This is a genomic window from Methylobacterium marchantiae (assembly GCF_042679825.1).
Lineage (GTDB): Bacteria > Pseudomonadota > Alphaproteobacteria > Rhizobiales > Beijerinckiaceae > Methylobacterium > Methylobacterium marchantiae.
Genome location: NZ_JBHTND010000006.1, coordinates 37320 through 63952 on the forward strand (window position 1 = coordinate 37320; position 26633 = coordinate 63952).

General features: G+C 66.2%; 24 protein-coding genes. 11 read left to right on the forward strand and 13 right to left on the reverse strand.

From position 1 onward, the window contains the following. Positions 1-91: 91 nt before the first annotated feature. The 6 genes from ACFQ4G_RS06210 to ACFQ4G_RS06235 all read right to left on the reverse strand — a co-directional run bounded on the left by ACFQ4G_RS06210 (position 92) and on the right by ACFQ4G_RS06235 (position 7432). Positions 92-967, reverse strand: coding sequence for a WecB/TagA/CpsF family glycosyltransferase (locus ACFQ4G_RS06210; protein WP_238208474.1), 876 nt, complete (start codon positions 965-967; stop codon positions 92-94). Then, positions 964-2883, reverse strand: a complete 1920-nt coding sequence (locus ACFQ4G_RS06215; RefSeq protein ID WP_238208473.1) for a GumC family protein — start codon at positions 2881-2883, stop codon at positions 964-966. The genes ACFQ4G_RS06210 and ACFQ4G_RS06215 overlap by 4 nt, the downstream gene beginning before the upstream one ends. Positions 2884-3103: 220 nt before the next feature. Beyond that, the gene (locus tag ACFQ4G_RS06220) at positions 3104-3985 is read right to left on the reverse strand and encodes a polysaccharide deacetylase family protein (RefSeq protein ID WP_238208472.1); all 882 of its coding nucleotides are present in this window, start codon (positions 3983-3985) and stop codon (positions 3104-3106) included. Beyond that, a complete protein-coding gene (locus ACFQ4G_RS06225) occupies positions 3982-4788 on the reverse strand; it encodes a class I SAM-dependent methyltransferase (protein ID WP_238208471.1) in 807 nt (268 codons plus the stop codon). The genes ACFQ4G_RS06220 and ACFQ4G_RS06225 overlap by 4 nt, the downstream gene beginning before the upstream one ends. Before the next feature lie 216 nt (positions 4789-5004). Then, positions 5005-5970, reverse strand: coding sequence for a DUF6492 family protein (locus ACFQ4G_RS06230; RefSeq protein WP_238208470.1), 966 nt, complete (start codon positions 5968-5970; stop codon positions 5005-5007). A 100-nt stretch (positions 5971-6070) separates the two neighbouring features. After that, positions 6071-7432 carry a lipopolysaccharide biosynthesis protein gene (locus ACFQ4G_RS06235; RefSeq protein WP_238208469.1) on the reverse strand — a complete coding sequence of 454 codons (1362 nt, stop codon included), beginning with the start codon at positions 7430-7432 and terminating at the stop codon, positions 6071-6073. Between the two features lie 320 nt (positions 7433-7752). Between ACFQ4G_RS06235 and ACFQ4G_RS06240 the strand changes: the two genes are divergently transcribed. Genes ACFQ4G_RS06240 through ACFQ4G_RS06250 form a run of 3 tightly spaced genes read left to right on the forward strand, consistent with a single transcriptional unit; the run spans position 7753 to position 11175 of the window. After that, a complete protein-coding gene (locus ACFQ4G_RS06240; RefSeq protein ID WP_238208468.1) occupies positions 7753-8856 on the forward strand; it encodes an endo-1,4-beta-xylanase in 1104 nt (367 codons plus the stop codon). Further along, positions 8853-9818 (forward strand): glycosyltransferase family 2 protein, encoded by a 966-nt coding sequence (locus tag ACFQ4G_RS06245; protein WP_238208467.1) that lies wholly within the window; start codon positions 8853-8855, stop codon positions 9816-9818. The genes ACFQ4G_RS06240 and ACFQ4G_RS06245 overlap by 4 nt, the downstream gene beginning before the upstream one ends. 13 nt (positions 9819-9831) lie before the next feature. After that, the gene (locus ACFQ4G_RS06250; protein WP_238208466.1) at positions 9832-11175 is read left to right on the forward strand and encodes an O-antigen ligase family protein; all 1344 of its coding nucleotides are present in this window, start codon (positions 9832-9834) and stop codon (positions 11173-11175) included. Positions 11176-11603: 428 nt separating this feature from the next. Here ACFQ4G_RS06250 and ACFQ4G_RS06255 read toward each other — a convergent pair whose 3' ends face one another. Then, positions 11604-12683 (reverse strand): hypothetical protein, encoded by a 1080-nt coding sequence (locus ACFQ4G_RS06255; protein WP_238208465.1) that lies wholly within the window; start codon positions 12681-12683, stop codon positions 11604-11606. A 262-nt stretch (positions 12684-12945) separates the two neighbouring features. Here ACFQ4G_RS06255 and ACFQ4G_RS06260 point away from each other — a divergent pair, with 262 nt between their 5' ends. The 3 genes from ACFQ4G_RS06260 to ACFQ4G_RS06270 all read left to right on the forward strand — a co-directional run bounded on the left by ACFQ4G_RS06260 (position 12946) and on the right by ACFQ4G_RS06270 (position 16510). Continuing rightward, entirely contained in the window at positions 12946-13878 is a 933-nt protein-coding gene (locus ACFQ4G_RS06260) for a hypothetical protein (RefSeq protein ID WP_238208463.1), read from the forward strand. Further along, on the forward strand, positions 13875-15065 hold the full coding sequence (locus ACFQ4G_RS06265) for a GNAT family N-acetyltransferase (protein WP_238208461.1): 1191 nt from the start codon (positions 13875-13877) through the stop codon (positions 15063-15065). Before ACFQ4G_RS06260 ends, ACFQ4G_RS06265 begins: the two co-directional genes overlap by 4 nt. Positions 15066-15181: 116 nt before the next feature. After that, a complete protein-coding gene (locus ACFQ4G_RS06270; protein WP_238208458.1) occupies positions 15182-16510 on the forward strand; it encodes an LLM class flavin-dependent oxidoreductase in 1329 nt (442 codons plus the stop codon). 54 nt (positions 16511-16564) lie between these two features. On the opposite strand, the gene ACFQ4G_RS06275 is transcribed toward ACFQ4G_RS06270, so the two are convergent. After that, entirely contained in the window at positions 16565-17068 is a 504-nt protein-coding gene (locus ACFQ4G_RS06275) for a YciE/YciF ferroxidase family protein (RefSeq protein WP_238208456.1), read from the reverse strand. 587 nt (positions 17069-17655) lie between these two features. On the opposite strand from ACFQ4G_RS06275, the gene ACFQ4G_RS06280 reads away from it, so the two are divergent. From ACFQ4G_RS06280 to ACFQ4G_RS06300, 5 genes are all read left to right on the forward strand, one after another. Then, positions 17656-17751, forward strand: a complete 96-nt coding sequence (locus tag ACFQ4G_RS06280) for a DUF2735 domain-containing protein (RefSeq protein WP_238208454.1) — start codon at positions 17656-17658, stop codon at positions 17749-17751. A gap of 128 nt (positions 17752-17879) precedes the next feature. Beyond that, positions 17880-18695, forward strand: a complete 816-nt coding sequence (locus tag ACFQ4G_RS06285; protein ID WP_238208452.1) for a shikimate 5-dehydrogenase — start codon at positions 17880-17882, stop codon at positions 18693-18695. 196 nt (positions 18696-18891) lie between these two features. Next, entirely contained in the window at positions 18892-18981 is a 90-nt protein-coding gene (gene pqqA / locus ACFQ4G_RS06290; RefSeq protein WP_018043773.1) for a pyrroloquinoline quinone precursor peptide PqqA, read from the forward strand. 416 nt (positions 18982-19397) lie between these two features. After that, a complete protein-coding gene (locus tag ACFQ4G_RS06295) occupies positions 19398-19550 on the forward strand; it encodes a hypothetical protein (protein WP_238208451.1) in 153 nt (50 codons plus the stop codon). 253 nt (positions 19551-19803) lie between these two features. Beyond that, a complete protein-coding gene (locus ACFQ4G_RS06300) occupies positions 19804-20124 on the forward strand; it encodes a hypothetical protein (protein WP_238208450.1) in 321 nt (106 codons plus the stop codon). 34 nt (positions 20125-20158) lie between these two features. Here ACFQ4G_RS06300 and ACFQ4G_RS06305 read toward each other — a convergent pair whose 3' ends face one another. The 5 genes from ACFQ4G_RS06305 to ACFQ4G_RS06325 form a co-directional block, all read right to left on the reverse strand. Continuing rightward, complete coding sequence (locus ACFQ4G_RS06305) at positions 20159-21772, reverse strand: ABC transporter ATP-binding protein (RefSeq protein WP_238208449.1); 1614 nt, start codon at positions 21770-21772, stop codon at positions 20159-20161. Positions 21773-21786: 14 nt separating this feature from the next. Further along, complete coding sequence (locus ACFQ4G_RS06310; protein WP_238208448.1) at positions 21787-22665, reverse strand: ABC transporter permease; 879 nt, start codon at positions 22663-22665, stop codon at positions 21787-21789. 17 nt (positions 22666-22682) lie between these two features. Next, positions 22683-23624, reverse strand: a complete 942-nt coding sequence (locus ACFQ4G_RS06315; RefSeq protein ID WP_238208447.1) for an ABC transporter permease — start codon at positions 23622-23624, stop codon at positions 22683-22685. Between the two features lie 179 nt (positions 23625-23803). After that, positions 23804-25408, reverse strand: coding sequence for an ABC transporter substrate-binding protein (locus tag ACFQ4G_RS06320; protein ID WP_238208446.1), 1605 nt, complete (start codon positions 25406-25408; stop codon positions 23804-23806). A 68-nt stretch (positions 25409-25476) separates the two neighbouring features. After that, entirely contained in the window at positions 25477-26622 is a 1146-nt protein-coding gene (locus ACFQ4G_RS06325) for a M20/M25/M40 family metallo-hydrolase (RefSeq protein WP_238208445.1), read from the reverse strand. Between the last annotated feature and the right edge of the window lie 11 nt (positions 26623-26633).

Genomic DNA, 26633 nt, shown 5'->3' on the forward strand with positions numbered 1-26633 from the left:
CGCGGGGATGTGATTCTTGTACGTAGCGGGATCAGCGCTATGGCCGCCCGCGAGCCCTCCGCTGCAGAACCCCTTCCAGGGGGGCAAAGTGTCAGGCCCGTTCGACCTGTCTCCCGACAAGATCGCTCCCGTCGGGCCCGGTCTTCGGTGTCGGCGAACCCGACTTGGGATTCCTGTCGCGCCAATTCGCACCGCTCCGAGTGAGGATGAGGTAGAGCGAGTGCGGATTAGTGAGGAAGTAGCGCCAGAACAGGCGCCTCGGCTCCTGGGCCATTCGCCAGAGCCATTCGAACCCGATCCGCTGAACCCAGGACGGCGCCCTGCTGCGGCTTCCGGAAAGGAAGTTGAACAGGCCGCCCGAGGTTTTGATCACGGCGACGTTCCGAAGAAGCGGGCCGTAGTCCCGCACGAAGGCCTGTTCGCGCGGCACGCCGAGGGCGATCCAGAGAATGTCGGGCGCCAGGGCATCGATCTCCGCGATCTTGGCCAGCAATGCGTCACCTGCGAGATAGCCGTGACAATGCCCGGCGATGCGCAATTCCGGATACAGCCGCTGCGTCGTCTTCACAGCGGCAAGGTTCTCTTCCTCGGTGGCACCGTACAGGTAGAAGGTGAGGCCGTCCGCCGCCGCCCTTCGCGCGACTCCGTGATACAGGTCGGTGGTGGCGACGCGCTCGGGCAGGCGCCGGTCACCCATGTAGCGCGACATCGCCACCATGGGTTGCCCGTCGGCATTGATGAGGTCCGACGCGTCCATCAGGCGGGCGAAGTCGGGATCCCGTGCGTGCCGCGACATCACCTCGCCATTGGCAGAGGTGAGGTAGAGGGGCGTTCCGGGCCGCGGATGAAGGCGCACGGCCTCTATCATCAGGTCGACGGTTTCCTGCATCCCCAGAGCAGCGATCGATAACCCGCCGAGGGTCGTGGTGGGAGTATGGCGAAGGCGCGCACGTGAGGGTGTGGTCATCGGGGCCCTCCAATCAGCGCAGCTGCGCCGGAAACGCTGAAAGCCGCCCGCGCCGAGGATTTGGACGACGGACGTTCGGCCGTGACCGGCTTGCCGAGGGAACGCTCCGCGACCTGCTTCGGTTCGACGCGAGGCGCCGGCTCCGCAGGAGACTTTGCCGCGGGACGTTTCGGCTCTGTCTTGGCTGCAGGCTCGAAGGCGGGCTTCACATTCGCGTCCTTCGGTCTGCCCCGGAAGAACGCCATCGGAGACCGCGTCAGATCGGGAAGATCCGGCGCACGGAAGGAGCGGGGGGCCGTCGGGATTCGGTTTTCCCTGAACCCGCGCGGCGGTGCCGGTGTCGGTGCCGGGACCGAACTCGCCGCTTCGACCGGGTCGGGCATCCGAGCAGGCTCGGCGAACGGGACAGACGAGGCGACTTGAACAGATTTGGCGCCCTGCGCGGGTTCGGGCACCTGAGCCGGTTCGGGTGCCCGGATACGATCCGGCCGGCCGGAGCGGGCCCAGTCGTCGAGGAGAGCGAGGAGGACACCGAGGCCCAGCCCCGCGAGGAGGCCGATCAGCATCAGCGTGCGGGCCGGCGGCGGAAAGCTGCGCATGATCGGCTTCGTCGCCGAGGTCACGACACGAGCGTTGCCCATGTCGAGATAGGCCTGCTGGCCGGTCTCGCGCGAGCGAGTGAGGAAGGATTCGTAGATCGAGCGGCTTGCCTCGGCCTCTCGCTCGAGTTCACGCAGGCGGATAGAGGCCTGGGCGAGCCCGACCGTACGGCCCTTGGCCTGGTCGAAGTTCTTCTCCAGGGCCGAGGCCGTAGCCCGCGCTTTGGCGAGGTCGGTCTGCGCGGCCTGGGCGAAGCGTCCGACCTCCTGGTCGACGGAGCGCCGCGCCTGGACGACTTGCTTGGCGATGGAGGAGACGGAGGGGTGGCGCGGGCCGAGGTCGTTGGTGAGTTCGGCCTGACGCCGGGTGAGCTCGGCGTACTGGCTGCGCAAGGCGGCCACGGTCGGCGAGGCAAGGATATCGTCGGTCGCTCCGGCATCGAGGCCGGATCGCACGATGCGCTGACTCTGTTCGAGGCGGGCCTGAGCTTCGGCGACCCGGGCCCGGGAGGCGGCGAGCTGCGAATTCAGCTGCGTCAACTGCTGGTCGCTGACGAGGGAATCGCGGGTGCCGACGAGGCCGGTCTCGGCCCGGTAGGCCTGAACCCGGTTCTCCGCCGCGTTGAGAGCATTGCGCAACTCGCCGAGCCGCGCGGTCAGGCCGGAATTGGCGCGATTGGCGGCTTCGGTGCGGGCGGCAGTATCCTCGGCGAGGTAGGCGGCCACGACGGCATTGGCGAGGCGCGCCGATTTGGCCGCATCCTGCGACCAGACCGAGACGTCGACCACGTAGGTCCGGCCCGTCCGGCGCACGGACAGGCGCTGCTGCAGGATTCCAATCGCCGCGTTCGCCTCGCCCTCCACATCCGCGGGCGCATCCTGGCTCCCGAGGCCAAGGGCGGTCGCGATCTTCGCGACGAGGCCGCCGCCGGAGCGACCTACGAATTCCTCGTCCTGGGCGAGACCAGTGGCATCCACGGCCCTGCGCAGGACGCTGCTCGAGGTGATGAGGCGGGTCTGGCTTTCCACCACGCTCTGATAGGCGTTGGAATCCTGACCGCCGGTGGTCAGTTCACGGGAGACAAGGTTCAGGTCGCGTGGATCGATGTAGATCTGCGCCTCGGCAGAATAGCGCGGCGTCAGCATCTTTCCGACGAGAAGGCCGATTCCGGAAAAGACGATGGCGCAGGCGAGGATCCACACGATGCGCCGGCGCAGTGCCGAAAAGACGCCGCCAACGGACAGACGGTAGCCGCTCCGCACCGGCTCGGCCGTTTCGGGCCTGCTGGCTGGCGGCGGATCGTCATAGACCAACATCAATGGCTTCCCAACATCAGTGGTTCTTCCGGAAACAAAGGTTCGGACCGTGCCCCGAACCCAATTCCGTTCGATCCCGCTTCCAACAGATGATGTGTCAGGATGACACGATCCATCGGATCTCAGCGGCGAATGCAGAGAGGTTAGCAACCAAGAGTCCAGCGTTGATTAAATTCTCAGCTGATGAAAAACGAACGCGTTGCGATGATGAATTTAGTCTTTATGCAGCTTGTCGGCCCCGGGCGGAACCTTGGATAGTGGTCGCATTCTGCGAGATGCCGAGCACGTTCGGCGTCCGGCGTTGCTCTTCGGCGGTCCCACAGGCCATCGCCAACCCTTCCGCGATCGAGACCACCGGGATGCCCCGCCGGTTCGCGGCAGCGAGAGTGGCTTCGAGCAGGGCGGGAGAGCAGCCGTAGGGACTCGCCGCCTCGACGACGTCGTGACCGAAGAAGATCACCCAGCCATTGCGGGAGACCGCTTCGTCCATCAGGCGCGTGAGGATATCGGCATCGAGGCAGCGGTCGAAGAGCGGGTTCGCGCGCAGGAAATGACGATCGATGCGGCCGGCGTTCAGGCCCGGCAGGATGCTTCTGCTCGACCCGTAGGTACGGCTCAAGACACGCTTGGCGGCAAGGGATGCGTAACCATAGGGAAAGGCAAAGTTCTCCAGCGCCAGCCCCGGCACGAGAGTCGCCAGTTCTTCCCGGTTGCGCCGGATGTCGGCGGCGAAGACCCTCGCGTCGAGGGTGGGGACAAGAACGTGGGCGTGGGTATGGCAGCCGATCTCGTGGCCACGGCGGTGGATCTCCGCCAAGGCCTCGCTTTCGGCGACCCGCCAATGCTCGGTCCTGGCGCCGAGGAGGGTGCCGGAGACGTAGAACGTCCCCTTGACGCCGTAGGCATCGAGCAGGGCCGCCCCCCTGGTGCAGGCGGAATCCGGGACGTCGTCGAAGGTGATGCTCACCATCGGACCGGGCAGGGCGCGAAGGAGGGGCGAGACCGGAACATGCCTCGACAGGCCATGGGAGAGACGGGCCCGCAGCGAAAGCCGGGCCTTCAACTCGGTCGCATCGCGATCGATGATGGCGTCGGGTGTCATCTGGCGGCTGGCTGCTCCCCCGCCCGCTTGCGCAGCACCAGGTGGTAGTCACCGTGGCGCAGGTTGATGCGCCGGGCCGCCGCCATGTTGGCGAGTTCGGTGATGCCGTCGACGATGGAGGCCAGCCATGGCCGGCGTGCCCGCATCTCCGCATAGCGCGGGCTTTCGTAGACGCGCTCGTAGACCGGATCGAGCCCGAGCCGGTCGAGGAACGGCTTCAGTCGAGCCGGCAGGACGAGGGGATGGTAATAGACCGGGAATGGGGCCTCGCCCGGCTGGCCGGCCCGCTCCAGACCACGGATGTTGCGATAGAACCAGACGTGGAACCAGTGCGGCGAATACTTCGTCACGAGACCGGACAGAGAACGCGGATGCGGTGCACCGATGAGCAGGAGGCCGCCGGGCTTCAAGCATTCGGCGAAGCGCTCCATCGCCGCGCCGACATCCGGCAGATGTTCGATGACGTTGTAGCTGGTGACGAGGTCGAACGTCCGAGGCGTGAAGCGGTGGGTCTGCACATCGCCGCAGATCACCGTCTCGGCGTAGCCGTTGTTGCTCACCTGTGTCGGATCGATGTCGACCACGGTCACACGGGAGCGGCGCAGTACCGAGACCGGAAGGTAGGAGGACGCCCCGCCGCCTGCCTCGTAGATCGAGACCTCTCCCGCCGGGAGCAGCGACTGCAGGACTTCGTGGACCTTTGCGAGACTGAAGCCGGCCTCGCCGGCCGGCATCTCCGTGTCATGATGAAGATCGTCCACGGCGACCTGCATCGCCATCGCCGTGCTGCCGTTCTGTGCCATGGCTTGCAAGCTCCGTCTCTATTCCGTCGTGAAAGGGCGGGACATGAGCAAGGTCATGGGACGGGTGTACCTTCCGGTAAGCGTGTCGACCGTACCGTAGTCATGACACGGCAAATATTACTTTTCCAAGTACAAAGCGTGGACGGGCGAGTCCCGACCGCCGTCGATTGTCCTCATCCTTAATCGCGCAAGTGTAAAAGCGTCCAGCAATCACCCTCACGCTGCTTGCGTTCGCGATTTTGGATTTTCCAATCCACAACCGGAATGGAACGCTTCGAGACTTGTGCGGATGGTGGCGAGCGGCGTCGCCCCGAAGGACTGGATGCAGAAGGCCCGTTCGGTGGGCGTAGCGGCATGCAGCATCGCGAGGATGTCGGCCTCGCGGAGGGCGTTGTCTTCCCAATGGGTCCGGCAGAAGCTCCGGGTCGTCACCGCGTGCCTGTCCATCGCCGAGGGCGTGCTGGCCACGAAGGTGCCGTAGATCATGTATTCCGAGAAGTTGCGGTCCCGGCACAGGGCACCGATCCAGCCATGCCGGGTCACCGACTCGATCCGGTCGGTCATCGCTCGCGCCGTGGCCTGATCCCAGATGATGATCTGGTCGATATAGTCGTCCGCGGGCACACTTGGCGGCTCGGTGCCGAGGAGACGGCTCGCGGTGTCGATCCATAGGATGTGACGGGGCCGGTTCACCACGACGCCGCCGGGATGGACGTGGAACGGCGTCGGGTTCGGCTCTGCCAGCGCAGTGAGATCGAAGTCCCGGAAGAAGTAGATATCGGAATCGATCAGGCAGTAGCGGGCCTCGGGCAGCCGGCGCGTTGCCTCGATCTTGACGATCTGCTGAATGTGCCAGCCGCTGATGGGCTTGCCGAACGGCGTGAACCAGTATCGGCGCCCGCGCCAGCGCAGGACCGGAATCGGCCTCATCCACCATGGCAGGAAGTGCGACAGCGGCAGGATCCGGCGGTCGGGCCGCTCAAACCGCGCGAACAGCGCCACGTCCTTGTCGTCGACGATGACGTAGTGGCATCCGCGGGGTGTCGCGTGCCGATCGATGGTCTCGAACAGGAGGGCACACCGTTCGAGGTCACCGCGATGGCTGAGCGTGATCAGGCCCACCGTCTCGGCCAGGCTCTGACCTGCTGGTGCGGACGGGGAATGTCCGGTCTCGGCCTTCATGCGTATCTCCGTCGATCGCCGCTTCTCGCCGCGCGGAACCCTGCGCTGCAAACGGTGAAGGATTCCGTCACCGGACAATGTCCGCCAAGAGCTTCCGCGATCACGGTGCCGTGTTCCGCCATAAGAGTCCGTAGAGGGTGAAGAACGAGAGCGCATAGATCGCCACGTAGATCGCGTTAAGCCACAGGCTCCATTGCTCCGGATTTGGAAAAGCCGTGAGGAGCAGCACGAAGGCCAGCGCCTTGAAGGCGATGAGCGCAGTGGTGACGCCCGCGCGCAGCCCCATCCGGCCGAAGGCGAAGAACAGCTCGCCCTGGAATTCCAAGAGGTTGCGCACTGCCGGCACGGCGATGATGACGGTGAGCATGCCGTAGGCGGCCGACACGTTCGGTCCGAGAAGTTCCGGCCGGATGTGAAGGACGGCGATCATGAAGGCGAGGGCGCCCGTCGAGACGACCGCCACCATGCCCTCCACCTTCAGGCATTCGCGCAGGCTGGCGCGGGTGACCCGGCCAGCCTGGATGAGCTTGCGCGAGTACATCATGAACATCGGCCGCAGCGGCACGCCGGTGAGGTCGATCAGCCGCATCGAGATCGCGTAGATGCCCGCCATCCGCTCGCCGGCCAGGGTCAGAACGATGAGCTTGTCGATCTCGCCCTGTGCGAGAAACATGAAATAGGAGGCAGCGTAGAGCAGGCCGTCGCGCAGCTTGCCCTTGAGCAGCACCGCGCGGAAGCGCATCCGCGTGCGGGGATGGAACAGAATGGCGAGAACGGTCACCGAGACAGCGTTGCCGACGAGGTAGTAGATCGCCCAGATCTCGGCGGCCCCGCCGCCCGCGGCCCAGAAGGCCACGGCTGCCGCAGCGCGGAACCCGACGGGAAGCGACACCACCGTGGCCGCCACGGCATAGCGGCCGAGGCCGTTATTCACCTGGACGAGGAGCTCGATCTGACGCCAGAGCGCCACCTCGACCACGATGATCGCGAGATAGCCGGGCAAGGCGATCACGCCCTGGAACAGCAGGGCGTACAGCACCAGGGAGAGGCCGAACATGATCGGCAGAGCCAGGGCGAAGCAGGCGTAGTAGACGGCCAGATAGGCCCCCATCGACGAGCGTCGGCCGGCGGCCGAACGCATCACGAAGGATTGGAAGCCGAAACCCGCCAGGCATCCGATCATCACGCCCGCGGCCGAGACCGAGGCGAAGACCCCCATCTCCGAGAGGCTGAGCGTATTGGCGAGAACCAGGAAGTAGACCATCTGGAGCGCGAGGCGGCCGCCGGCACCGGCCAGAAGCTGCCCGTAGCCGATCAGCACCGTGCGATGGGTGGACCACGCGCCGGCGAAGAGACGCATCGGCGCGACATGCAGATTCCTGATGCGGCGTTCCATGCCGGCCCCTCCGGCGGAGATCGTCTCCACGCCGGGTGTCGGATTTCGGGACAGATGAGCAGTCATGGCCGCCGCAGCCGCAGGGCTCGTGCCAGCACGGGAACCGGGATCGGTCGGGACGGGAGGCTGCGAATGGGGTGGCCCCTTCGTCTCGAACGGGGCGCCGTCATGTCCTGGTTCGGGGCGCATCGTTCGGCAAGCATGGTGTTCGGAGGCATGTCCTGGTCGCCGGGCAGCGGAAGGCATGCCACAAGGGTCGGGAATGCGAGGGGCATCGCCCGCGACGGATGTCATCGTATGTGCGGACCTGATCTTGCAAAACCGTTCGCCATGTCCCGGCGGATTGTACCGTTTTGGATGATCGCCACGTCTCGCGGGATCCCGGCATGATGAAGACGTCCTCCAACCGACGGGCCATCCTCAAAGGGGCCATGGGCGGCATCCTCGGCATGGGAACCCCGCTGGCAGGGATCCTGGGAAGTGCCCTCGACGGTCTTCCGGCCATGGCCGCCGCGCCGCGGAAGATCCCGTTCGGTGCCGCGGTCCGGGGTGGCGCCCTGACGGCGGATGCAGCCTACGGCGCCGCGTTGGCGGAAAGATGCCGTCTGCTGGTTCCCGAGGGCGGCTTGAAATGGGCCGTCCTGCGACCGAATCGCGAGACGTTCGACTTCGGCGAGGCAGACCAGATCGCCGCCTTCGCCCGCCGCAACGGGCTCGGCCTGCGCGGCCATACCCTGGCCTGGTACGGTGCGATGCCCGCCTGGGCCGAGGCCATCACCAGTCGGGTCGAAGCCGAATGGATGCTAACCAGCCATATCGAGACCGTGGTGTCCCGCTATCGCGGCTTCATCGGGTCCTGGGACGTGGTCAACGAGCCGATGCCAGACAAGCCGGCCTCGCCGCAGGATCTGCGCCACTTCGTCTGGAGCAAGACCCTCGGGGCCGATTACATTCCGATCGCGTTCAAGGCGGCCCACGCCGCCGATCCCGCGGCCCAGCTCGTGCTCAACGAATACGACGTCGAGTTCGTCGGTCAGCGCTTCGCCATGCGCCGCGCCGGTATCCTCGCGATCGCCCGCTCGCTCCTCGACCGTGGCATCCCGATCCACGCCATCGGCCTGCAGGGTCACCTCTTCGCGGACAGAGCGATCGACCGGGACGGGCTCCAGAGCTTCCTGAGGGAGATCAAGGCGATGAAGCTCGACGTTCTGGTGACCGAACTCGACGTGATCGATTTCGGGCTGCCGACCGATTTCGCCACCCGCGATGCGCTCATCGCCAAGAAGGCGACCGATTTTCTTCAGGCGGTGGACGAAGTGACGCCGCCGAGCGCGGTGCTGACCTGGGGCATTACGGATCGTTATACCTGGGTGCCGATATACTTCACCCGCCCCGACGGGACGGCGAACCGGCCGCTTCCCTTGGATTCCGACCTGAGGCCCAAGCCGCTGATGAGTGTGATCGAGCGTTTCACCGGAAACGCGTCGTGAAGACGCGCGCCAACCCTTTCGACGCGGTGATCTGCATCCCGACCTTCAAGCGGCCGGAGCACCTCGTCCAGACCCTCGCCTCCCTGGCGCGTCAGCGGACCGGGCGCCGCTTCGCCGTGATCGTCGTCGACAACGACGCCGGATCGCAGGCCGGACGGGCTGCGGCGGAAGAAGTGTTCGCGAAAGGCCCGCTTGTCGGACAGTGTGTGGTGGAACAGCGCCAGGGCAATTGCTCGGCGATCAACCGTGCCTTCACCACCGCACTCGCGGCCTATCCCGAGAGCGGCTACTTCCTGATGATCGACGATGACGAACTCGCCCAGCCGGACTGGCTGGAGCGCATGGTGGCCACGGCCCAGCGTACGGGGGCGGGGATCGTCGGCGGCCCCGTGATGCCGCGCTTCGAGCCGGGGACGCGGGCGGGCCTCGGCCGGCATCCGGCCTTCGCCCCCGCCTACGACAAGAGCGGGCCGGTTCCGGTGATCTACGGCAGCGGAAACTGTCTGATCACGCGACGCACCTTCGCGCTGATGGGCTCACCGCCCTTCGACACGGGGTACAACTTCCTCGGCGGCGGCGACACCGACTTCTTCGTCCGCGCCCGCCGGGCAGGGATCACCTTCTACTGGGAGGCGGAGGCGATCATCACCGAGACGGTGCCCCTCGCCCGGACAAGGGCAGGGTGGCTCGCCGCGCGGGGCCTGCGCATCGGTGCCGTCAATTACAGGATCGAGCGCAAGCTGGCCCATGGCGGCCTCAGCCTCGCGACCCTGGCCGGCAAGTCCTTTGCCGTCCTCGGCCTGTCGTTCGGGCGCGGCATCCTCGATCTGGTGCGGACGCGCGAGCCCACCATCGCCCTGCACCCGATCCTCGTGGCTGTCGGGCGCTGCCTTGCCGCCCTCGGTATCGAGCCGCAGCCCTATCGCGCCAGCACGCCGCGTCTACGGACGCGCGGCAGATGAAGGCGGGGAGCCGATGAGGACGGCTGGATCCACGGCCGGTGCGCCGGCATCGAAGGACACCCCAGGCGGATGGCGCCGGCTGCAGACGGCGCTCGCCGAGACCCCCGCAGCTTTGGTGGCACGCAAGGCCGTCTTCCTGGCGATCCTCCTGCTCACCTGGATCTCGCTGAAGCCCTTCCAGGACTTGAGCAATCCCGACATCGGAGAACTCGCGACCGGACGCGAGGGCCTGACCTATGCGAGCTTCGGCATCCTCGCATTGCTCGCCCTCGGCCTGACCTTCGCCACTCATTCGCGAGCGCTGCGTTCGTTCGTCTCACCCTGGTTCCTGGCTCTCGGGGCCTGGTTCGCCATGAACGTGGTGTTGTCGCAGGATCCCGTCACCTCGGCCAAGCGTCTGACCCTGATGGCGGCGGTCATGCTGGGTGCCGCCTGCCTGCCGCTGCTGGCACGGTCCCGTGACGATCTTCGCAACCTCCTGGCGATCGCGGCCCTGCTTCTGCTCGCGGCCTGCTACGGCGGCATGCTGCTGGCACCCGACCTCGCCATCCACCAGTCCACCGACGTGGTCGAGCCCGCGCTCGCGGGCAATTGGCGGGGCACGTTCGGCCACAAGAACGCCGCTGCAGCGGTCATGGCGATGCTGGTCTTCATCGGCATAGCGGTGACGCGGTCGGGCCTCGTGACGGTGGGACTCGTCATCGTCGCGCTGTCCGGGCTGTTCCTGATCGGCTCGGAAGGCAAGAGTGCGACGGCGCTCGTGCTGGCCGCACTGGCGATCACGGGGCTGTTCTCGGTCATCCGTTCGTTCCGGGGACGCTTCCTCCTCACCCTCGCCCCGATCTTCGTGATCAACCTGTTCAGCGTCGGAACGGTGGTGAGCGAGCCGCTGGCCGCGATGGTGAGGGCGCTGCCCGTGGATTCGACCTTCACCGGCCGCACCGACGTGTGGCAGTTCGCCATCGATGCGCTGGCTTCGAGGCCGCTCACCGGCTACGGCTTCTCGGCGTTCTGGAACAACGTCACCGTGCGCGCGGCTTCCGACGACGGGTCGAGCTGGGCCGGATATGCCTCGCACAGCCACAACAGCTATCTGGACACCGCCGTGACCCTGGGCCTGCCCGGCCTTGTCCTCGTGCTTGCGATCTTCGTCGTCGCCCCCTTGCGCGACGTCATGAGGATCGAGGCGGGCGGCAGGACGGATCCGCTGGCGATCATGTTCGTACAGATCTGGCTGTTCGGGCTGCTGCTCTCCTGCATGGAGAGCTTCCTCTTCGACGGCGGCGACCCGATCTGGGTCACCTTCCTCATCGCTGTCTTCGGTCTACGCTACCTCGCCCGGTTCCGAAGCGCATGACGTGACCCGACAGGCGGCTCCCACCCTTGGGGACGACGACCTGAACGGGTTCGCATTGGCAAGCCAACGCTTCACCTCGCTCAGTCCTCTGGAATGTCTCAGGTTTCAGGACGCAAAACCGGTGACCACTTTTGCGAAACCTGCTTAGAACTCGATGATCCCGGCGGCCCAGCCGCCAAGGGTCACGAGCAGGCCGAGCCAGAGCAAGGTCGCGATTCCGCCGACGATCAGCCCGCCTACTGCTAGGTGCTCGGTCAATCGGAATCCGGTCCGTTTCGGGACATCGTCTGTGTCGAATTGGGTCACGGCATGCCTCCTTGCCCCCTCGTCGTCACGAAAGCGCAAGGTCCGCACCCCAATCCGATACCTGCCCGACCACAGACCCATGACGGTCGGACGCAGGCCAGCTTACCATTTTTGCCCCTGCTTCAGCCCAGGATTTCCCTCAAGCTTCGGGCCGCATCGGCGAACCAAATCTGCCGATCGAGTTTGGGCGGCAGCGTCGGGCGTGCGGCGGCGGCCAGGACGAGGTCGGCATAGGCCTCCGGCCCGGCTCCGGCCGGGGCCGCGACGATGGCTCCGCCGGCCAGCAGCGCTCGGAAGCGCGGGTGATGGTCGAACTCGTCCGCGCGCTTTGGCTCGGTGACGATGACTGGGCGCCCGGCCTGGACGCAGGCGAGCACGCTGGCCCGGCGTGCGGTGAGGCCTTCCGGGAGCACGTAGGCGAAGGCATCGACCTCGTCGAACAGGCCGAACAACTCCTCCGGGGAGGCCACGTAGCCCGATACCACGACGGTCTCGGCGAGACCGAGCGTCGCGATCTTGTTCCAGAAGATCTCCTCGATCCCGTCCGAAGCGCGGATGAACGAGCCGATGAACACGACGAGCGGGTCGCCGCCGCGCGCCTTCAGGCTCGCCGCGATGTCGAGGATCGCCTCCGGCTGCTTGCCCGGATAGATCGAGCCAAAATGACCGAGGACGAGGCGCCCCTCGGCGCGGGCGGCGCGCATCCGCTCGGACAGCGAACTCCGCGCCGAGACGGTCGGCCGCGCGATGTTAGGGGGAAGGGGCATCATCACCGCCCGCCGGGCGAGACGACCGATCAGGGGATCGGCGGCGAGTTCTTCTCGGACCTGGGGCGACAGGAGGACGATCGTGTCCGCGAGGAGGAGGAGCGGCCTCAGGACGAGGCGGCGCAGGCGGTGCATGCCGCCCCATTCGTGCAGGATCGCGACTCGCCGCCGCCGCCGCAGGAGCGCGATGGCAAAGGCGGAAGGGGGACCGACCAGGGCCCGCTTCCAGGGCACCAGGGGCAGGTTGGCGACGACGGCGCGGGCTCTCCCTACGACGCGCCAGATCTCGCCGAGCGGCACTCGGCCCGGCTCGAGGACGAGAGTCTCCTGCGGTTGCCCCTGACATCTGAGTGCCTCGATCAACTGGCCCGCGAAATCACCGACCCCGCAGGGCGGATGCCCTGTTCCCACGAGATGGAGGCAGGGGGAGGGCACCCTCGTCTCTCCCGGTCTGGGGCGTTGCGTCATGCGGCGAGAATCCCGAGGAGGACGTGATCCGCCGACCCTAACTCTCGGTCGCTTGCGAAAGACTTTCTGACGAGTGCGCCTCCGGCAAATGCCTTCCCTGGCGGCATCATGAATGCAAAGGTCACGGCGTCACCGGATGACATGTCCGGAAATGGATCGTCCCTATCCCGCAGGGAGACGGTCCGCCTCCTTCTGGTGCAGCGGGACACGATACGGATTGGCCGTAGCCATGAACGACTCGATCTTCACCGACTGGGACGAGACCCACAGCGCCCTCTGGGGCCACCATCCCCTGCGGCTCGAGCATCGCCTGCACGAATCCGCCTTGTTCTCCCGGGAGGCCCTGGCCGATCTGATCGACACCTATCCCCGCGACCAGTACAGCCTCGTCCACATGGGCGCCGCTGGCCAGCGCAAGTTCTGGCGCGAGGGCGAGACGGGGGGACTTCCCGGCGCGCAGGTCATCGACTCCATCGCGCAGGGGCGGATGTGGCTCAACCTGCGCAATGTCGAGACCGTCGACCGTCGCTACCGCGAGACGCTCGACGCCATGTTCGAGGAACTGGCCCGGCGCGTCCCCGGCTTCTCGCCGGCGAAATACACCTGCGGCATCCTGATCTCGTCGCCCAATGCGCAGGTCTATTACCATGCCGACCTGCCGGGGCAGCACCTGTGGCAGATCATCGGATCGAAGCGGGTCTACGTCTATCCCTCGACTCCGCCCTTCGTGACACCGCGGCATCTCGAGGACATCGCCCTCTTCGATGTGGAGGTCGATATGCCCTACGCCCCCTGGTACGACGCCCACGCCCAGGTGATGGAACTCTCGCCGGGCCAGATGCTGAGCTGGCCGCTCAACGCGCCGCACCGGGTCGAGAATCTCGACTGCCTCAACGTATCGATGACGGTCTCCTTCGTGGACGAGCCGATCCGCCGCAAGCAGATCGTCAACCTCGCCAACGGCATGCTGCGCCACCGCTTCGGCCGCGAGCCGGCGAGCCACGCCATCAGCGGACCGGGCTATTGGTCGAAGGCGGTCATGCAGAAGCTGCTGCGCAACAGCGATTGGGTGAAGAAGGAGCGTGCAGCGCGCCGTGCCGTCGATTTCCGCCTCGATGCGGCCCATCCGGGCCAGATCGTGGAACTCTCCGCGCCGGCATGAGCGAGACGGCGCCGGCGGCCCATAGCCGGGGCATCGTGAATTCGGAAACCAGTGCGTCCGGCGCTCACGGCTACGCTGTGGCGGTCGCATCCGACTGGTCGGAGCAGGTCCGCGGATGGACGGGGGCGACGACGCCTTTTCAGGATCCGGTCTGGATCGAGACCTGGTACGAGTCGCTCCAGGGCCGCGCGGGGCTGACGCCTCTCTTGGTGACGGCGCGGGACAGAGCGACGGGGGCGCTCGCGATGCATCTGCCCCTGGTGATCGACGAGACCGGACGCCGCCGCATCATCGCCTTCGCTGATCTCGGCCTCACCGATTACAACGCGCCGCTCCTCGGCCCCGCAGCCCCGAGGGACCATGCCGGCGCCCTCCGGCTGTGGCAGGCGATCCGCCATGCGTTGCCCCCCGCCGATCTTCTCTCCCTCCGCAAGATGCCGGCGACCTTCGCCGACGGGCCCAATCCGCTGTCCCTCCTCAAGGGCGTGTGTCCCTGCCCGCTCAACGGCAACGAGGTCAGGACGGGGGAGGATTGGGAGGTCTATCATCGCAGCCTCGCCAAGACCGTGCGCAAGGAACTGGAGCGAAGCTGGCGGGTGTTCTCCCGCGAGCCGACGACGGGGTTTCGCATCGTCACGGAACAGGGCGAGGCCCAGCGCGTGCTGGCGATCATGGCACGCCAGCAGGAGGAGCGCATGCGCAGCCTCGGCGCCGATTACCGCCTCGACGAGGCCGAGTTCGATGCCTTCTACCGCCGTCTCGTGGAACGAGGTCTCGACCGCGGCTACGCCGTCATCAGCGCTCTGACATCGGGCGACGAGGTCGTCGCCGCCTTGCTCGGGATCCGTGATGCCGGCACCTACGTGATGATCCGCATCAGCAACGCGGGTGAAGAATGGTCCCATTGCTCGCCGGGGCGCCTCGTCATCGACAAGACCATGGAGGCGCTTCATGCCGAGGGTTGCCGCTCGTTCGACTTCAGCATCGGCGATTACGATTACAAGCGCCGCTTCAACGTCGAGCCCCTGCCACTCCTGGATCTCACCGTTCCCCTCGGCTGGCGCGGGCTGAAGGGGGCGGTGCGGGCAAAGCTGGTCTCGACTCTCCGCCGCTACCCCGCCCTCGACCGGCGGGTGCGGGACATCGCCTGCCGGGCCGTCGTGTTCTGGCGGGAACGGCGCTCGTGACGGCGAGCCCTCCCAGGAGGTTCACGGCCATTCCGCTCGAAATCGGGAAACCTTTTCTCTCACCGCTGCTCTATTCCGGAACCGTGCTTTCACGCGCCGGACGGAGATAGCCCCGCATGAGTCAGCCTCGCCGCCTTCATCTCGGCGCCTTCATGCGGCCGATCGGCATCCATACCGCGTGGTGGCGCTATCCCGGAGGCTATCCGGACGCGAATTTCAGCTTTTCCCACCTCAAGCGCTTCGCCCAGCGCCTGGAGGCGGCCAAGTTCGACGCGTTCTTCATGGCCGACCATCTCGCCGTGATGAACATGCCCATGGCCGCGCTGAAGCGCAGCGCCACGGTGACCTCCTTCGATCCAATGACGTTGCTGCCGGCGCTCGCGGCCGTCACCGAGCGGATCGGGCTCGTCGCCACCGCTTCCACCACCTACAACGAGCCCTATCATGTGGCCCGTAAGTTCGCCTCCCTCGATCATATCTCGAACGGGCGGGCGGGCTGGAACCTCGTCACCTCCGGCAATCCGGACGAGGCCCTGAATTTCGGCCGCAACGCCCATCTCGACCATGCGATCCGCTATGCCCGCGCCCGCGAGTTCTTCGACGTGGTCACCGGTCTATGGGATTCATGGGCGGACGACGCGTTCATTCGCGACGTGGAGGAGGGCGTGTATTTCGACCCCGACAGGCTTCACGTCCTCGACCATGCCGGCGAATTCCTGAAGGTGAAGGGACCGCTCAACATCGCCCGGCCCGTCCAGGGCTGGCCGGTGATCGTTCAGGCCGGGGCTTCGGAAGCCGGTCGCCAGATCGCCGCCGAGACCGCCGAAGTCGTATTCGGGTCGGGGTCGAAACTCGCGGCGGCCCAGGATTTCTACGCCGACGTGAAAGGCAGGATGCCGGCCGCCGGGCGCGATCCGGACCACCTCAAGATCCTACCCGGCGCCTTCATCGTCCTCGGAGAGACGCGAGAGGAGGCAGAAGCCAAGAAGTCACGGCTCGATGCCCTGGTGCCGACCGATAGCGGGATCGCCAATCTCTCCGTGCGCCTCGGTATCGACGCATCGGGTTTCGATCTCGACGCGCCACTTCCCGACATCCCCGAGACCAATGCCAGCAGGAGCGCGCAGGCGCAGATCGTCGGCTATGCCCGCAAGACCGGGGCAACGGTGCGTGAGCTGGCACGAAGAGTCGGCGGCTATAGCGGTTTGACCATGGTGGGCACGCCCGCCGAAGTGGCGGATCTGATGCAGGAATGGCTCGAGGCTAGCGCCTGCGACGGGTTCAACGTGATGTTCCCCTTCGTCCCGGAAGGGCTCGACGACGTAGTCGACACCCTCGTGCCCGAACTCCAGCGCAGAGAGCTGTTCCGCACCGAATACGAAGGGACAACCCTGCGCGATCACCTCGGTTTACCACGTCCAGCCAATCGCTTCTTCCCGGACTGAACGCGTTCGGACATTGCCCGGCCACCCTCAGCCAAGGAGGGCGGCCGGATCGGATCAGGCGGCGCGGCGGTTGATCTGGCTATCGGCCATTCGTGTCAGCCGCTCGTCCGTGGCACGCTCCTCGTCCAGAGTCTGCTGGAGAACGCTGGCGCAGTCGTTCCGGCCGAGTTGCTTGGCCCAGGCGACGAGCGTGCCGTAGCGCGTGATCTCGTAATGTTCGACCGCTTGGGCGGAGGCGATGAGGGCGGCATCCAGCACCGTCTTGTCGCCGATCTCGCCAGAGATTTCGTTGGTCTCCTTGATGATGCCGTCGATGGCCGGGCAGGTCACTGCCTTCGGCTGATGACCATGCATCTGGAACACCTCCTCCAGACGCCTGATCTGGCCTTCCGTCTCCGAGAGATGTTTCTCGAAACCGCTCTTGAGCTCGGGATCGCTCGCCTTGGCAATCATCTTCGGCAGCGCCTTGGTGATCTGGTTTTCGGCGTAATAGATGTCCTGCAGGGTATGGACGAACAGGTCGTCGAGGGTCTGGATGTCCTTCGTGAAGAGGCCCATGGTCCGTGTCTCCATAAATAGATTTGTGACGCTTAGGACGCATCGGATCCTCCAGAGAAAGCTCATTCTGGATCGTGATCTTGATTCGGTTCGCAAACGGCGGAGCTTAATCTAGATCATGTCGCGAAAATCGGCGCGTCGTTGCTAGGCCAGATCAAGAGCCTTACGCCACGATTGTTCCGGACGACATCGCGATAGAAGAACCCTGGCATCGACCGGCGCGCGCGAAAACGAGCCGCTAGAGCTTTGCCGATCGGGATCGATGCGCGATGCGTCGATGGTTTTCGCAGCGTCGGCACACCGTCGTCGGAATGATGAAACAAATTCAGGCATGCTCGAATTACCGGCATGTACTGCTTTTCTTTCGATCAGCCGGTGCAAAGATCAGAAGACACTCATATCATCAGGTGACGTCGGGGGCAGGAACGCCCAGCAGCCACTGGAGACGTGAAATTATGACTATGAATCTCCCTCGGCAATCGGCTGAAATATTTGCTTTTTTGCCCAGAAAGGACGCAGTCGCACCGCGTGCCTATTCGACGAGCATTCGCAAGGGCAGCAATGCCGTGGTGGATCTCGGCGCCCGCATGACCCAGACAGCTGACCTTCCCCGGATGGATTTCGGTGACAGCTGGTACCATGCCGAGGCTATCCGCGACGACGGGCGCACCCGCAAGATCTGACGGACACGGCCCTATCCATGGGACGCCCTATCCATGGGAATCGGCCCATGAGAGCTGGCTCATGACATGATATCCCTCCGATGCCGGAACGCGGGACAATCCGCGCCTCCGGCCTATCGGAGATGACGATGAAGCCGCCGATCGGACGTGAAACCACGTTGTGCATGTCCCTTTCGGGACACCCTGGCCATTTCGGTTCGCGCTTCCACAATCGGCTCTACGAGCTCATGAAGCTCGACTACGTCTACAAGGCCTTCACCACCACCGACTTGCCTGCCGCGATCGGTGGTATCCGGGCATTGGGCATCCGAGGCTGTGCCGTCTCCATGCCATTCAAGGAGGCGGTGATCCCGCTTCTCGATGGGCTCGAAGCCTCCGCGGCCGCGATCGACAGCGTCAACACGGTGGTCAACGAGGCGGGACGGCTGACCGGCCACAATACCGATTACGTCGCCATCCGCCTGGTCCTCCGGAATCACGGCATCGATCCGCGTACGCCTTTCCTCCTGCGCGGCTCCGGCGGCATGGCCAAGGCCGTGGTCGCGGCCCTCCGCGATGCGGGCTTCACGCAGGGCCGGGTGATCGCCCGCAACGAGGGAGCCGGCCGGGCGCTGGCGGAACGCTACGGCTATGGCTGGCATCCCGAGATCGGCGAGGCGCCGGCGCCGCTCCTCATCAACGTCACTCCGCTGGGCATGGAAGGGCCGGAGGCAGAGACACTCGCCTTTCCGCTCTCGCTGATCGCGGCCTGCGACATCGCCTTCGATGTGGTGGCCCTTCCTTCGATGACGCCTTTCCTCCTCGCGGCCGAGCGCTCGGGCAAACGCTGCATCACCGGTCACGAGGTCGTGGTTTTGCAGGCCCTGGAGCAGTTCGTGCTCTATACCGGGATGATCCCGAGCGAGGATCAGGTGGCGGATGCTGCGGCCTTTGCCCGTACGTGACGGCTGGAATGCCCTCACCTTGCTCGCGTGGCGTTTCCGATCACGTTCCATGAGAGAAAACTAAGGGAATCCTGCACGATATTTCCGCATTCCGTCTTGCTTTGGCGAGCACCAAGCAATAGGTGTCTCTCAAGCGCGGTCGTGCCGCGTATGTGAGATGTCTTCTTAAGAAGACTTGAAATTCAGGAGAAACATCATGGCTTGGACTGCCCCCGTCGTTCAGGAAGTGTGTGTCGGCATGGAAGTCACCAGCTACGAGTCGGCTGAGATCGACACCTTCAACTAAGCGAACCGGGAGCCTTCGGGCTTCCTTCGCCATCGACGAGATGATCATCTCTTGGAAAGGCCGCCTTCGGGCGGCTTTTCTCGTTTCGGTCCGCGTCGGAACCAACTCATCGAGACCGGGATGTGTTTCGATGAGCGGGGGCGCAGGGTGACGCGATCGATCACTATGTCTCGAAACTGCAGATCGACGACCCTGGGCTGGATCGACGGCGATGCATGCCGAACGCCCCGGGATGCTCATCTTCTCTGCTCCGGTGACCGCACCGCTCCCGGAGTCCTGTTTTGCCGCAGCCGCCGGGCGCCGAAGTGCGCCCGAGCACCGCGAGAGGGTCAGAGCTCGGCCATGAAATATTCAGGCAATGTCTGCGCACGATCACACGGTGACGACCTGATCCCGACAGAGTCCAGGAGCCCGACATGACAGCTGCACGTCCCTTCCGCTGGCTGCTCGCCCTCGTCACCCTGATCCTGCCGACATCCGTGATGGCCGGTCGCAATGCGGCCGAGGGATGCGAGCGCAGCGGCACGCAGGACATCCAGAGCCAGGTCGTGTTCCGGCACTACATCTGATCCCGACGCAGAGAACTTTCAGGAACCGTCGGTCTTCTGTGTGCGCCAGACATCGGACGGCTCGGTTTCATCGTCAACGCGGTCACCTCGTCCCGTCCCGCGCGAATGGCCGGACCCGGATGCGCCCGCACAAGCCCTTCAGGTTCGGTTCAACCGGCACGGCCTAGCTTGGGTAGCCTTCGCGAGACGGGCCGCCGCGATCGGACGATGGCGGATCTCCGCGCAGGTGCGTCACGCACCCCACGTTGAAGCCATGCTCGCCCTACCGACCACCATCCTCTGCACGACCTTCCTGCAGATCGCCCTTACGGAATCTGAGCGATCCCGTTCCGCCGCGGTCGCGCCTCGATCGCTTTTGCGCAGCGCGATGCCCGCTCTCGACCTCGCCTTCGGCGTCGATCACGAAGCCGATCTGCCGGAGGCCATCGCAGAGCTGATGGCCCGGCTTCATGCCGGTCCGCTGGGCGACCCATCGCGTGAACCGATATCGGCGACCGGAGAGGCAAGGCAGGATTTCCCCGGGACAGACTCGGACCTGCCCCTGCACTCAGCCGACATCTGCGAGCCGGCATGAGCGCAACGAGCCGACCGACGGAGGGCGCACCCGATCAGCTCGCCGCCAGCCGAAGCTTGGGAGCCGCCGCGAACAGCGCCTGCGTGTAGGCATGGCGCGGGTTGGCGAAGAGCGCGGCGGTCGGTCCCTCCTCGACGATCCGGCCGCCGAGCATCACCACGAGCCGGTCGCAGAGGCGGGCCGCCACGCGCAGGTCGTGGGTGATGAACAGGATCGAGAGGTTCAACCGCTCGCGGATGTCCTCCAGCAATTCGAGCACCTGACGCTGCACCGAGACGTCGAGGGCGGAGACCGCCTCGTCGGCGATGAGCACGTCCGGCTCCATGGCCAGCGCCCGGGCAATGGCGATGCGTTGGCGCTGGCCGCCGGAGAATTCGTGCGGATAGCGGTCGAGCGCACCTTTCTCCAGATTGACGAGGTCGAGGAGACGCGCCGCCCTCGCCAACGCCGCCTCCTTCGACAGGCCGTAATTCATCGGTCCCTCGATGATCGACTGGCCCACCTTCCGGCGCGGGTTGAGGGAGCGGTAGGGGTCCTGGAACACCATCTGCACCCGGCGCCTGTAGGGGCGCAGCTCCCGAGGCGGCAGCAGGGCGATATCGTCGCCGCCGATGCGGATATGGCCGGCGGACGGGTCGACGAAGCGGGCGACGCAACGTGCCAGGGTCGACTTGCCGGAGCCCGACTCCCCGACGATGCCGAGGGTCTCGCCCGGTTGGAGAGCGAGGCTGACGCCGTCGAGAGCCGTCACCGCGCGTCCGCCGCCGAACAGGCCGCGGCCGCCATAGGTCTTGGTGAGGTCGCGTACGGCGAGGATGGGTGCCGCCGCCTGCTGTCTCGGACGGGCAGGCGGCGGCTCGGCACTGGGAACCGCCGCGATGAGCATGCGGGTATAGGGATCGCGGGGCCGGGTCAGCACCTCGTCGGCTCTACCCTCCTCCACGAGGCGCCCTCTCTGCATCACCACGACCCGGTCAGCGATCTGCGAGACGACTCCGAAATCGTGGGTGATGAACAGGATGCCGGCATTGCGGCGGGCCTGCAGCTCCTTCAGCAGCTTGAGGATCTGCGCCTGGGTGGTGACGTCCAGAGCCGTGGTCGGCTCGTCGGCGATGATCAGGGCAGGATCATTGGCGAGCGCCATGGCGATCATGACGCGCTGGCGCTGCCCACCGGAAAGCTGATGCGGGTAGGCCTTCGCCAGGCTCGGCGGATCGGGCAGATGCACGTCCCCGAGGAGGTCGAGGACACGGCTACGGCGTGCCTCGCGGCCCGAGCGTCCCGCATGCGCCTCCAGCATCTCGGCGATCTGCTCGCCGACCTTGAGCACCGGATTCAGCGCCGTCATCGGCTCCTGGAACACCATCGCCATGCGGCTGCCGCGCAGAGCGCGCAGGCGTGCGGGAGCGACCTTCAGGATGTCCTCGCCCTGGAGCAGAATCTCGCCCGCCGAGGGTTTGAGAGCGGGCGGCAGCAACCCCATCACGGCGCTCGCCGTGACCGACTTGCCCGAGCCGGATTCGCCGACGACGCAGACGATTTCGTTCGCTCCGACGCTGAGCGACAGGCCCTCGATGGCGTTGGCCCGGTCGGCCCCGTAAGGCAGCGGCACGGTGAGGCCGGTGATGGAGAGGACGGGCTGGCTCATCGCCGGGTCTCCTTTCATCGCAGGGCTCCGACGCGACGCGCGGTGCGCGGGTCGAGGGCATCGCGCAGGCCGTCGCCGATGACGTTCACGGCGAGCACGGTGGCGGCGACGCAGAGGCCCGGGAACAGGATCACCCAGGGCGCGATCTGGAAGGATTGCCGGCCCTCGGCCATGATGTTGCCCCAGCTCGGGATCTCTGTGGGGATGCCGGCGCCGAGGAAGCTGAGGATCGCCTCGGTCAGGATCGCCGAGGCGCAGACATAGGTGCCCTGGACGATGAGTGGCGCGATGGTGTTGGGCAGGACGTGGCGGATCAGCAGCATCGGCAGGCGGGTGCCGGCGCCGATCGCCGCCTCGACATAGGGCTCTGAGCGCACCGACAGCACGACGCTGCGCACGAGGCGCGCCACCCGCGGGATCTCGGGGATGGCGATAGCGACGATCACCGTGCCGATCCCGGCGCCCGACAAGGTCACCATGGCGATGGCGAGCAGGATCGACGGGATCGCCATGATGCCGTCCATGATCCGCATCACCACCGCGTCGAGGCGGCGCAGGTAGCCGGCGACGAGCCCGATGAAGAGGCCGATCAGCACGGCAGAGGCCGCCACGGAGAAGCCGATGGCGAGCGACACGCGGGCGCCGTAGACGACGCGGGTCCACACGTCGCGCCCGAACGCGTCGGTCCCGAGCCAGGCCACGCTCGACGGTGGCTTCAGGCGCAGGCGCGGGCGCAGCAGGATCGGGTCGCCGGTCCAGAGGAAGGGGGCGGCGAGCGCCGCGAGCCCGACGATCAGCAGGACCGCGAGCCCGAAGAGCACGCCCGGATGGCGCAAAGCCGGCGGCAGCGTCGCGAGCCGCGAGGCCAGAGGGGAGGTGACCGGGGAGGGCATCGTCCGATTCTCGGCGCTCAATAGCGTATCCTCGGATCGAACAGCAGGTAGGACAAGTCGATGGCGAGATTGATCACCACGTAGAGGGCGGAGAACAGCAGGATCACGCCCTGGATCACCGGGTAGTCCCGCGCCAGTACGGAATCGACGGTGAGGCGGCCGAGGCCGGGCAGGTTGAACACGCTCTCGGTGACGACGACGCCGCTGATGAGGAGCGCGATGCCCAGCCCGATCACCGAGATCACCGGCACCGCCGCGTTGCGCAGGGCGTGGCGCCACAGCACCTGGGTCTCGCCGATGCCCTTGGCGCGGGCGGTGCGGATGTAGTCCTCGCCCAGGACCTCCAGCACGCTGGAGCGCGTGGTCCGCGCGATGAGGGCGATGTAGATCACCGACAGGGTCAGCGTCGGCAGGATCAGCCGCGACAGGAACGGCCAGAGCCCTTCGGTGATGCTGACATAGCCCTGCACCGGCAGGAGCCGCAGCTGCATGGCGAAGCCGAAGATGAGGAGATAGCCGAGGACGAAGACCGGCACCGAGAAGCCGAGCACCGAGACGGCCATCACCGCCCGGTCGACCCAGGTGCCGTGCCACCACGCGGCGAGCACCCCGAGGGGAACGGCCACGAGGACCGCGAACACGATGGTGGTGGTGGCGAGCGCCAGCGTCGGCTCGATCCGTTCGAGGATGAGCTTGGCCACCGGCTGGTTCGAGATGATGGAGGAGCCGAGATCGCCCTGAAGGAGACGGCCGAGCCAGGACAGGAACTGGGTCAGGATCGGCTGATCGAGGCCGAGGCGCGCCCGGATCGCCGCGATCTGCTCCGGGCTCGCGGCGTCGCCGGCCAGGATGGCGGCCGGATCGCCCGGCGCCAGCCGCAGCAGCAGGAATACGATGACGGCGACCACACCCATCACCGGCAGGGTGGCTGCAAGGCGTCCGGCGAGGAAGCGGCCCATGCGGGGATCTCCAATGTCTCGGATGGGTCATGGCGTGATCCCTTCCCCTCCGCGGGGCAGGGGAGGCGTCGCATCAGCGAGGGTCGGGAAACGAGAGCGACCCTTCAGGAGAACGCGCTCCCGACCCGCTTCGCGGGCCACCCTCTCCCGCAGAGGGGAAAGGGGACGCCGTGCGAACCTCACTTCTTCTCGATGTTCCAGAACACCGGCGCCGGTGCTTCGAGGATGCCCTTCAGTTTGGGGCCGGCAGCGAGCGGGCTGATGAACTGGCCGGTGGGGTAGTACATGCCCACTGCATAGGCCCGCTCCTGCACGGCCTTGGCGATGGCGACCTGTTTTCCCGGATCGGTTTCGAGCGCGTAAGCGTTGCGCATCGTCTCGATCTCGGCATCCTCGGCCCAACCGAAGAAGCCGCCTTTCTTGCCCCGCGCATTGATGCCGACATTGCTCACGGGGTTGAGCATGTCCGCATTGACCCAGGTGGTGTGGAAGATGTTCCAGCCGCCCTGATCCACCGGGTCCTGCTTGGCGCGACGTCCCACCAGGGTCTGCCAGTCCATCGATTGCAGATCGACATTCATGCCGATCTTGCGCAGGGCCTGGGCCGTCACCGGTCCCAGCGGGGCGACGATGGCGAGATCGGTGGGCTGCATGACGACGATGGGCTTGCCGTCGTAGCCGCCCTCCTTGAGGAGCTGCTTGGCGCGGGCGAGGTCGGTCTTGGGTGCGCCGGCATCGGTGGCGTTGGGGGTGTTGCAGACGAACATGGCCAGACACGGCACCATGTAGTCCGGGTCGCCGATCTGGGCGTCGAGATAGTCCTGCTGGTTGACGGCCAGCAGCGCCGCCTGCCGGATCTTCTCGTTGTCGAAGGGCGGGTTGAGCCAGTTCATCCGGAGCATGCCGGAGACGCCCAACGTATTGTAGTTGATGATCTGGATGCCGGGCGCCGCTTTCAGGATCGGCAGGAAGTCGTGCGGCGGCTGCTCGATATAGTCGATCTCGCCGTTGATGAGGGCGTTCACGGCGGTCTGGTAGTCGGGGATGTTGAGCCACTCGACCCGGTCGACCTTCACCACCTTGGCCCCCGAGGTCCAGCTCGACGCCTCGGAGCGGGGCACGTAGTCGGGATTCTTCTCGTAGACGACCTTCAGTCCGGGCTGGAACTCGCCCTTGACGAAGCGGAACGGCCCGGAACCGATCTCCTCGGGCACGTTCTTGTCAGCCGGGGTCTCGGCGATGCGTTTCGGCATGATGAAGGGCACGTTGGACGACGGCTTGCCGAGCGACGTCAGGACGAGACCGTAGGGCTGTTTCAGCTTCAGCGTGAAGGTCCTGTCGTCCACCGCATCGAGGGAAGCGGTGTATTCCATGAGCTTCTGACCCATGCTGTCGCGCTTGCCCCAGCGCCGGAGCGAAGCGATGCAATCGGCAGACGTGACCGGCGCGCCGTCATGGAACTTGAGCCCGTCGCGCAAGGTGAAGGTGTAGATGAGCGTGTCGTCGCTGACGCTGTACTCCTTCACCATCTGCGGCTGGACCTTGAAGCTCGCATCGGTGGCGAACAGCGTGTCGTAGATCATGTAGCCGTGGTTGCGGGCGATGTAGGCGGTGGTGATGATCGGGTCGGTGATCCGCAGGCCCGAATGCATCACCGCGCGAATGGTCACGGGCTTGGCCTGAGCCATCGCCGGGCCGGGAGCACCCACGGACGCCAGAACCGCGAGGCCGAGCGTCGCCAGAAGACCCGTCCCGATCACCGTACCCCCGATAGCATTGTGCATGAACCGTTTCCCCATCGCCGCATCGCGGCTCTCGTGACGAAGTGTATGCAGGATGCAGGCCGTTGTATTCATTCGAGCCGTGCCATCAGGCCGGCCAGAAGCCTGGCGCGGTGCGGCAGCGAGGCGGTGAGTACGTGCTCGTCGAGGGTGTGGTAGCCGGCCCCGCAGGCACCGAGGCCGTCCAGGGTAGGGATGCCGAGATTGCCGGTGAAGTTGCCGTCGGAGCCACCGCCGAAGCTCTCGTGCGGCAGGCCAGAGCCGAGGCCGGCGGCGATCCGGCGGGCGGTCTCGTAGAGCGCCATGGTTCCGGCGTCGGGCTCCCAGACGGGACGGGTGACGCCCCGCGTCACCGTGAACGCGACGCCGTCCGCCTCGCCGCTCAGCGCCAGCATTCTCTCGACGCCGCGGTCGAGGTCGCCCTGGCGCTTGGCCATGCTCAGGGCCTCGCCCCGGCAGGAGGTGGGCACGCAATTCACCCAATGCCCGCCCGCGACGATGCCGACGCTGAAGGTGCAGTCGGAATCGGACATCGCCTCGATGGCGATGATCTTCTGCGCCATGGCGCGGATCGCCGAGCGGCCCTCACCGAGACGGGCGCCGGCATGGCTCGGCCGGCCGGTGGTCTCAAGGTTGAAACGGGCGATGGCGTAGCGGCCGGTGAGCACGCCGTCGCCCGGCTGGCCCGGCTCCGGCACCAGCACGAAGCGATGACGCACGGCCTCCGCCTCGATCAGGTCGCGGGTGGAGGGGCTGCCGACCTCTTCGTCGCTGGTGAGCAGAAAGGTGACGGGAAGCGGCGTCCCGATTCCGGCCTTGCGCAGAGCCTTGACGGCTTCGAGGGCAATGAAATTCCCGCCCTTCATGTCGAGGATTCCGGGACCGTAGCAGCGCTCGTCCTCGACCCGCCAGGGCAGCGCCGCCAGGGTACCGACGGGATGGACCGTGTCGAGATGGCCGAGGACGAGGATGCCCGGCGCGTCCCGGTTCGGGTGCGGGAAACGGGCGCGGACGCAGTCGCCGAAGCCCATCCGGCCGGGAATCGTCTCCACCGTGGCGCCTGCCATGGCGAGGTCGCGGGCGGCCACGCCCATCATCCGGTTCACCGCGACCCGATCGTGGGTCGGGCTCTCGCACGCGATCCAAGGGCGCAGACCAGCGAGCATGCCGGGAAGGTCGAAGGGCAGATCGTTCAGGTCGACATCCATGGGCTTCATCGATCAATCCT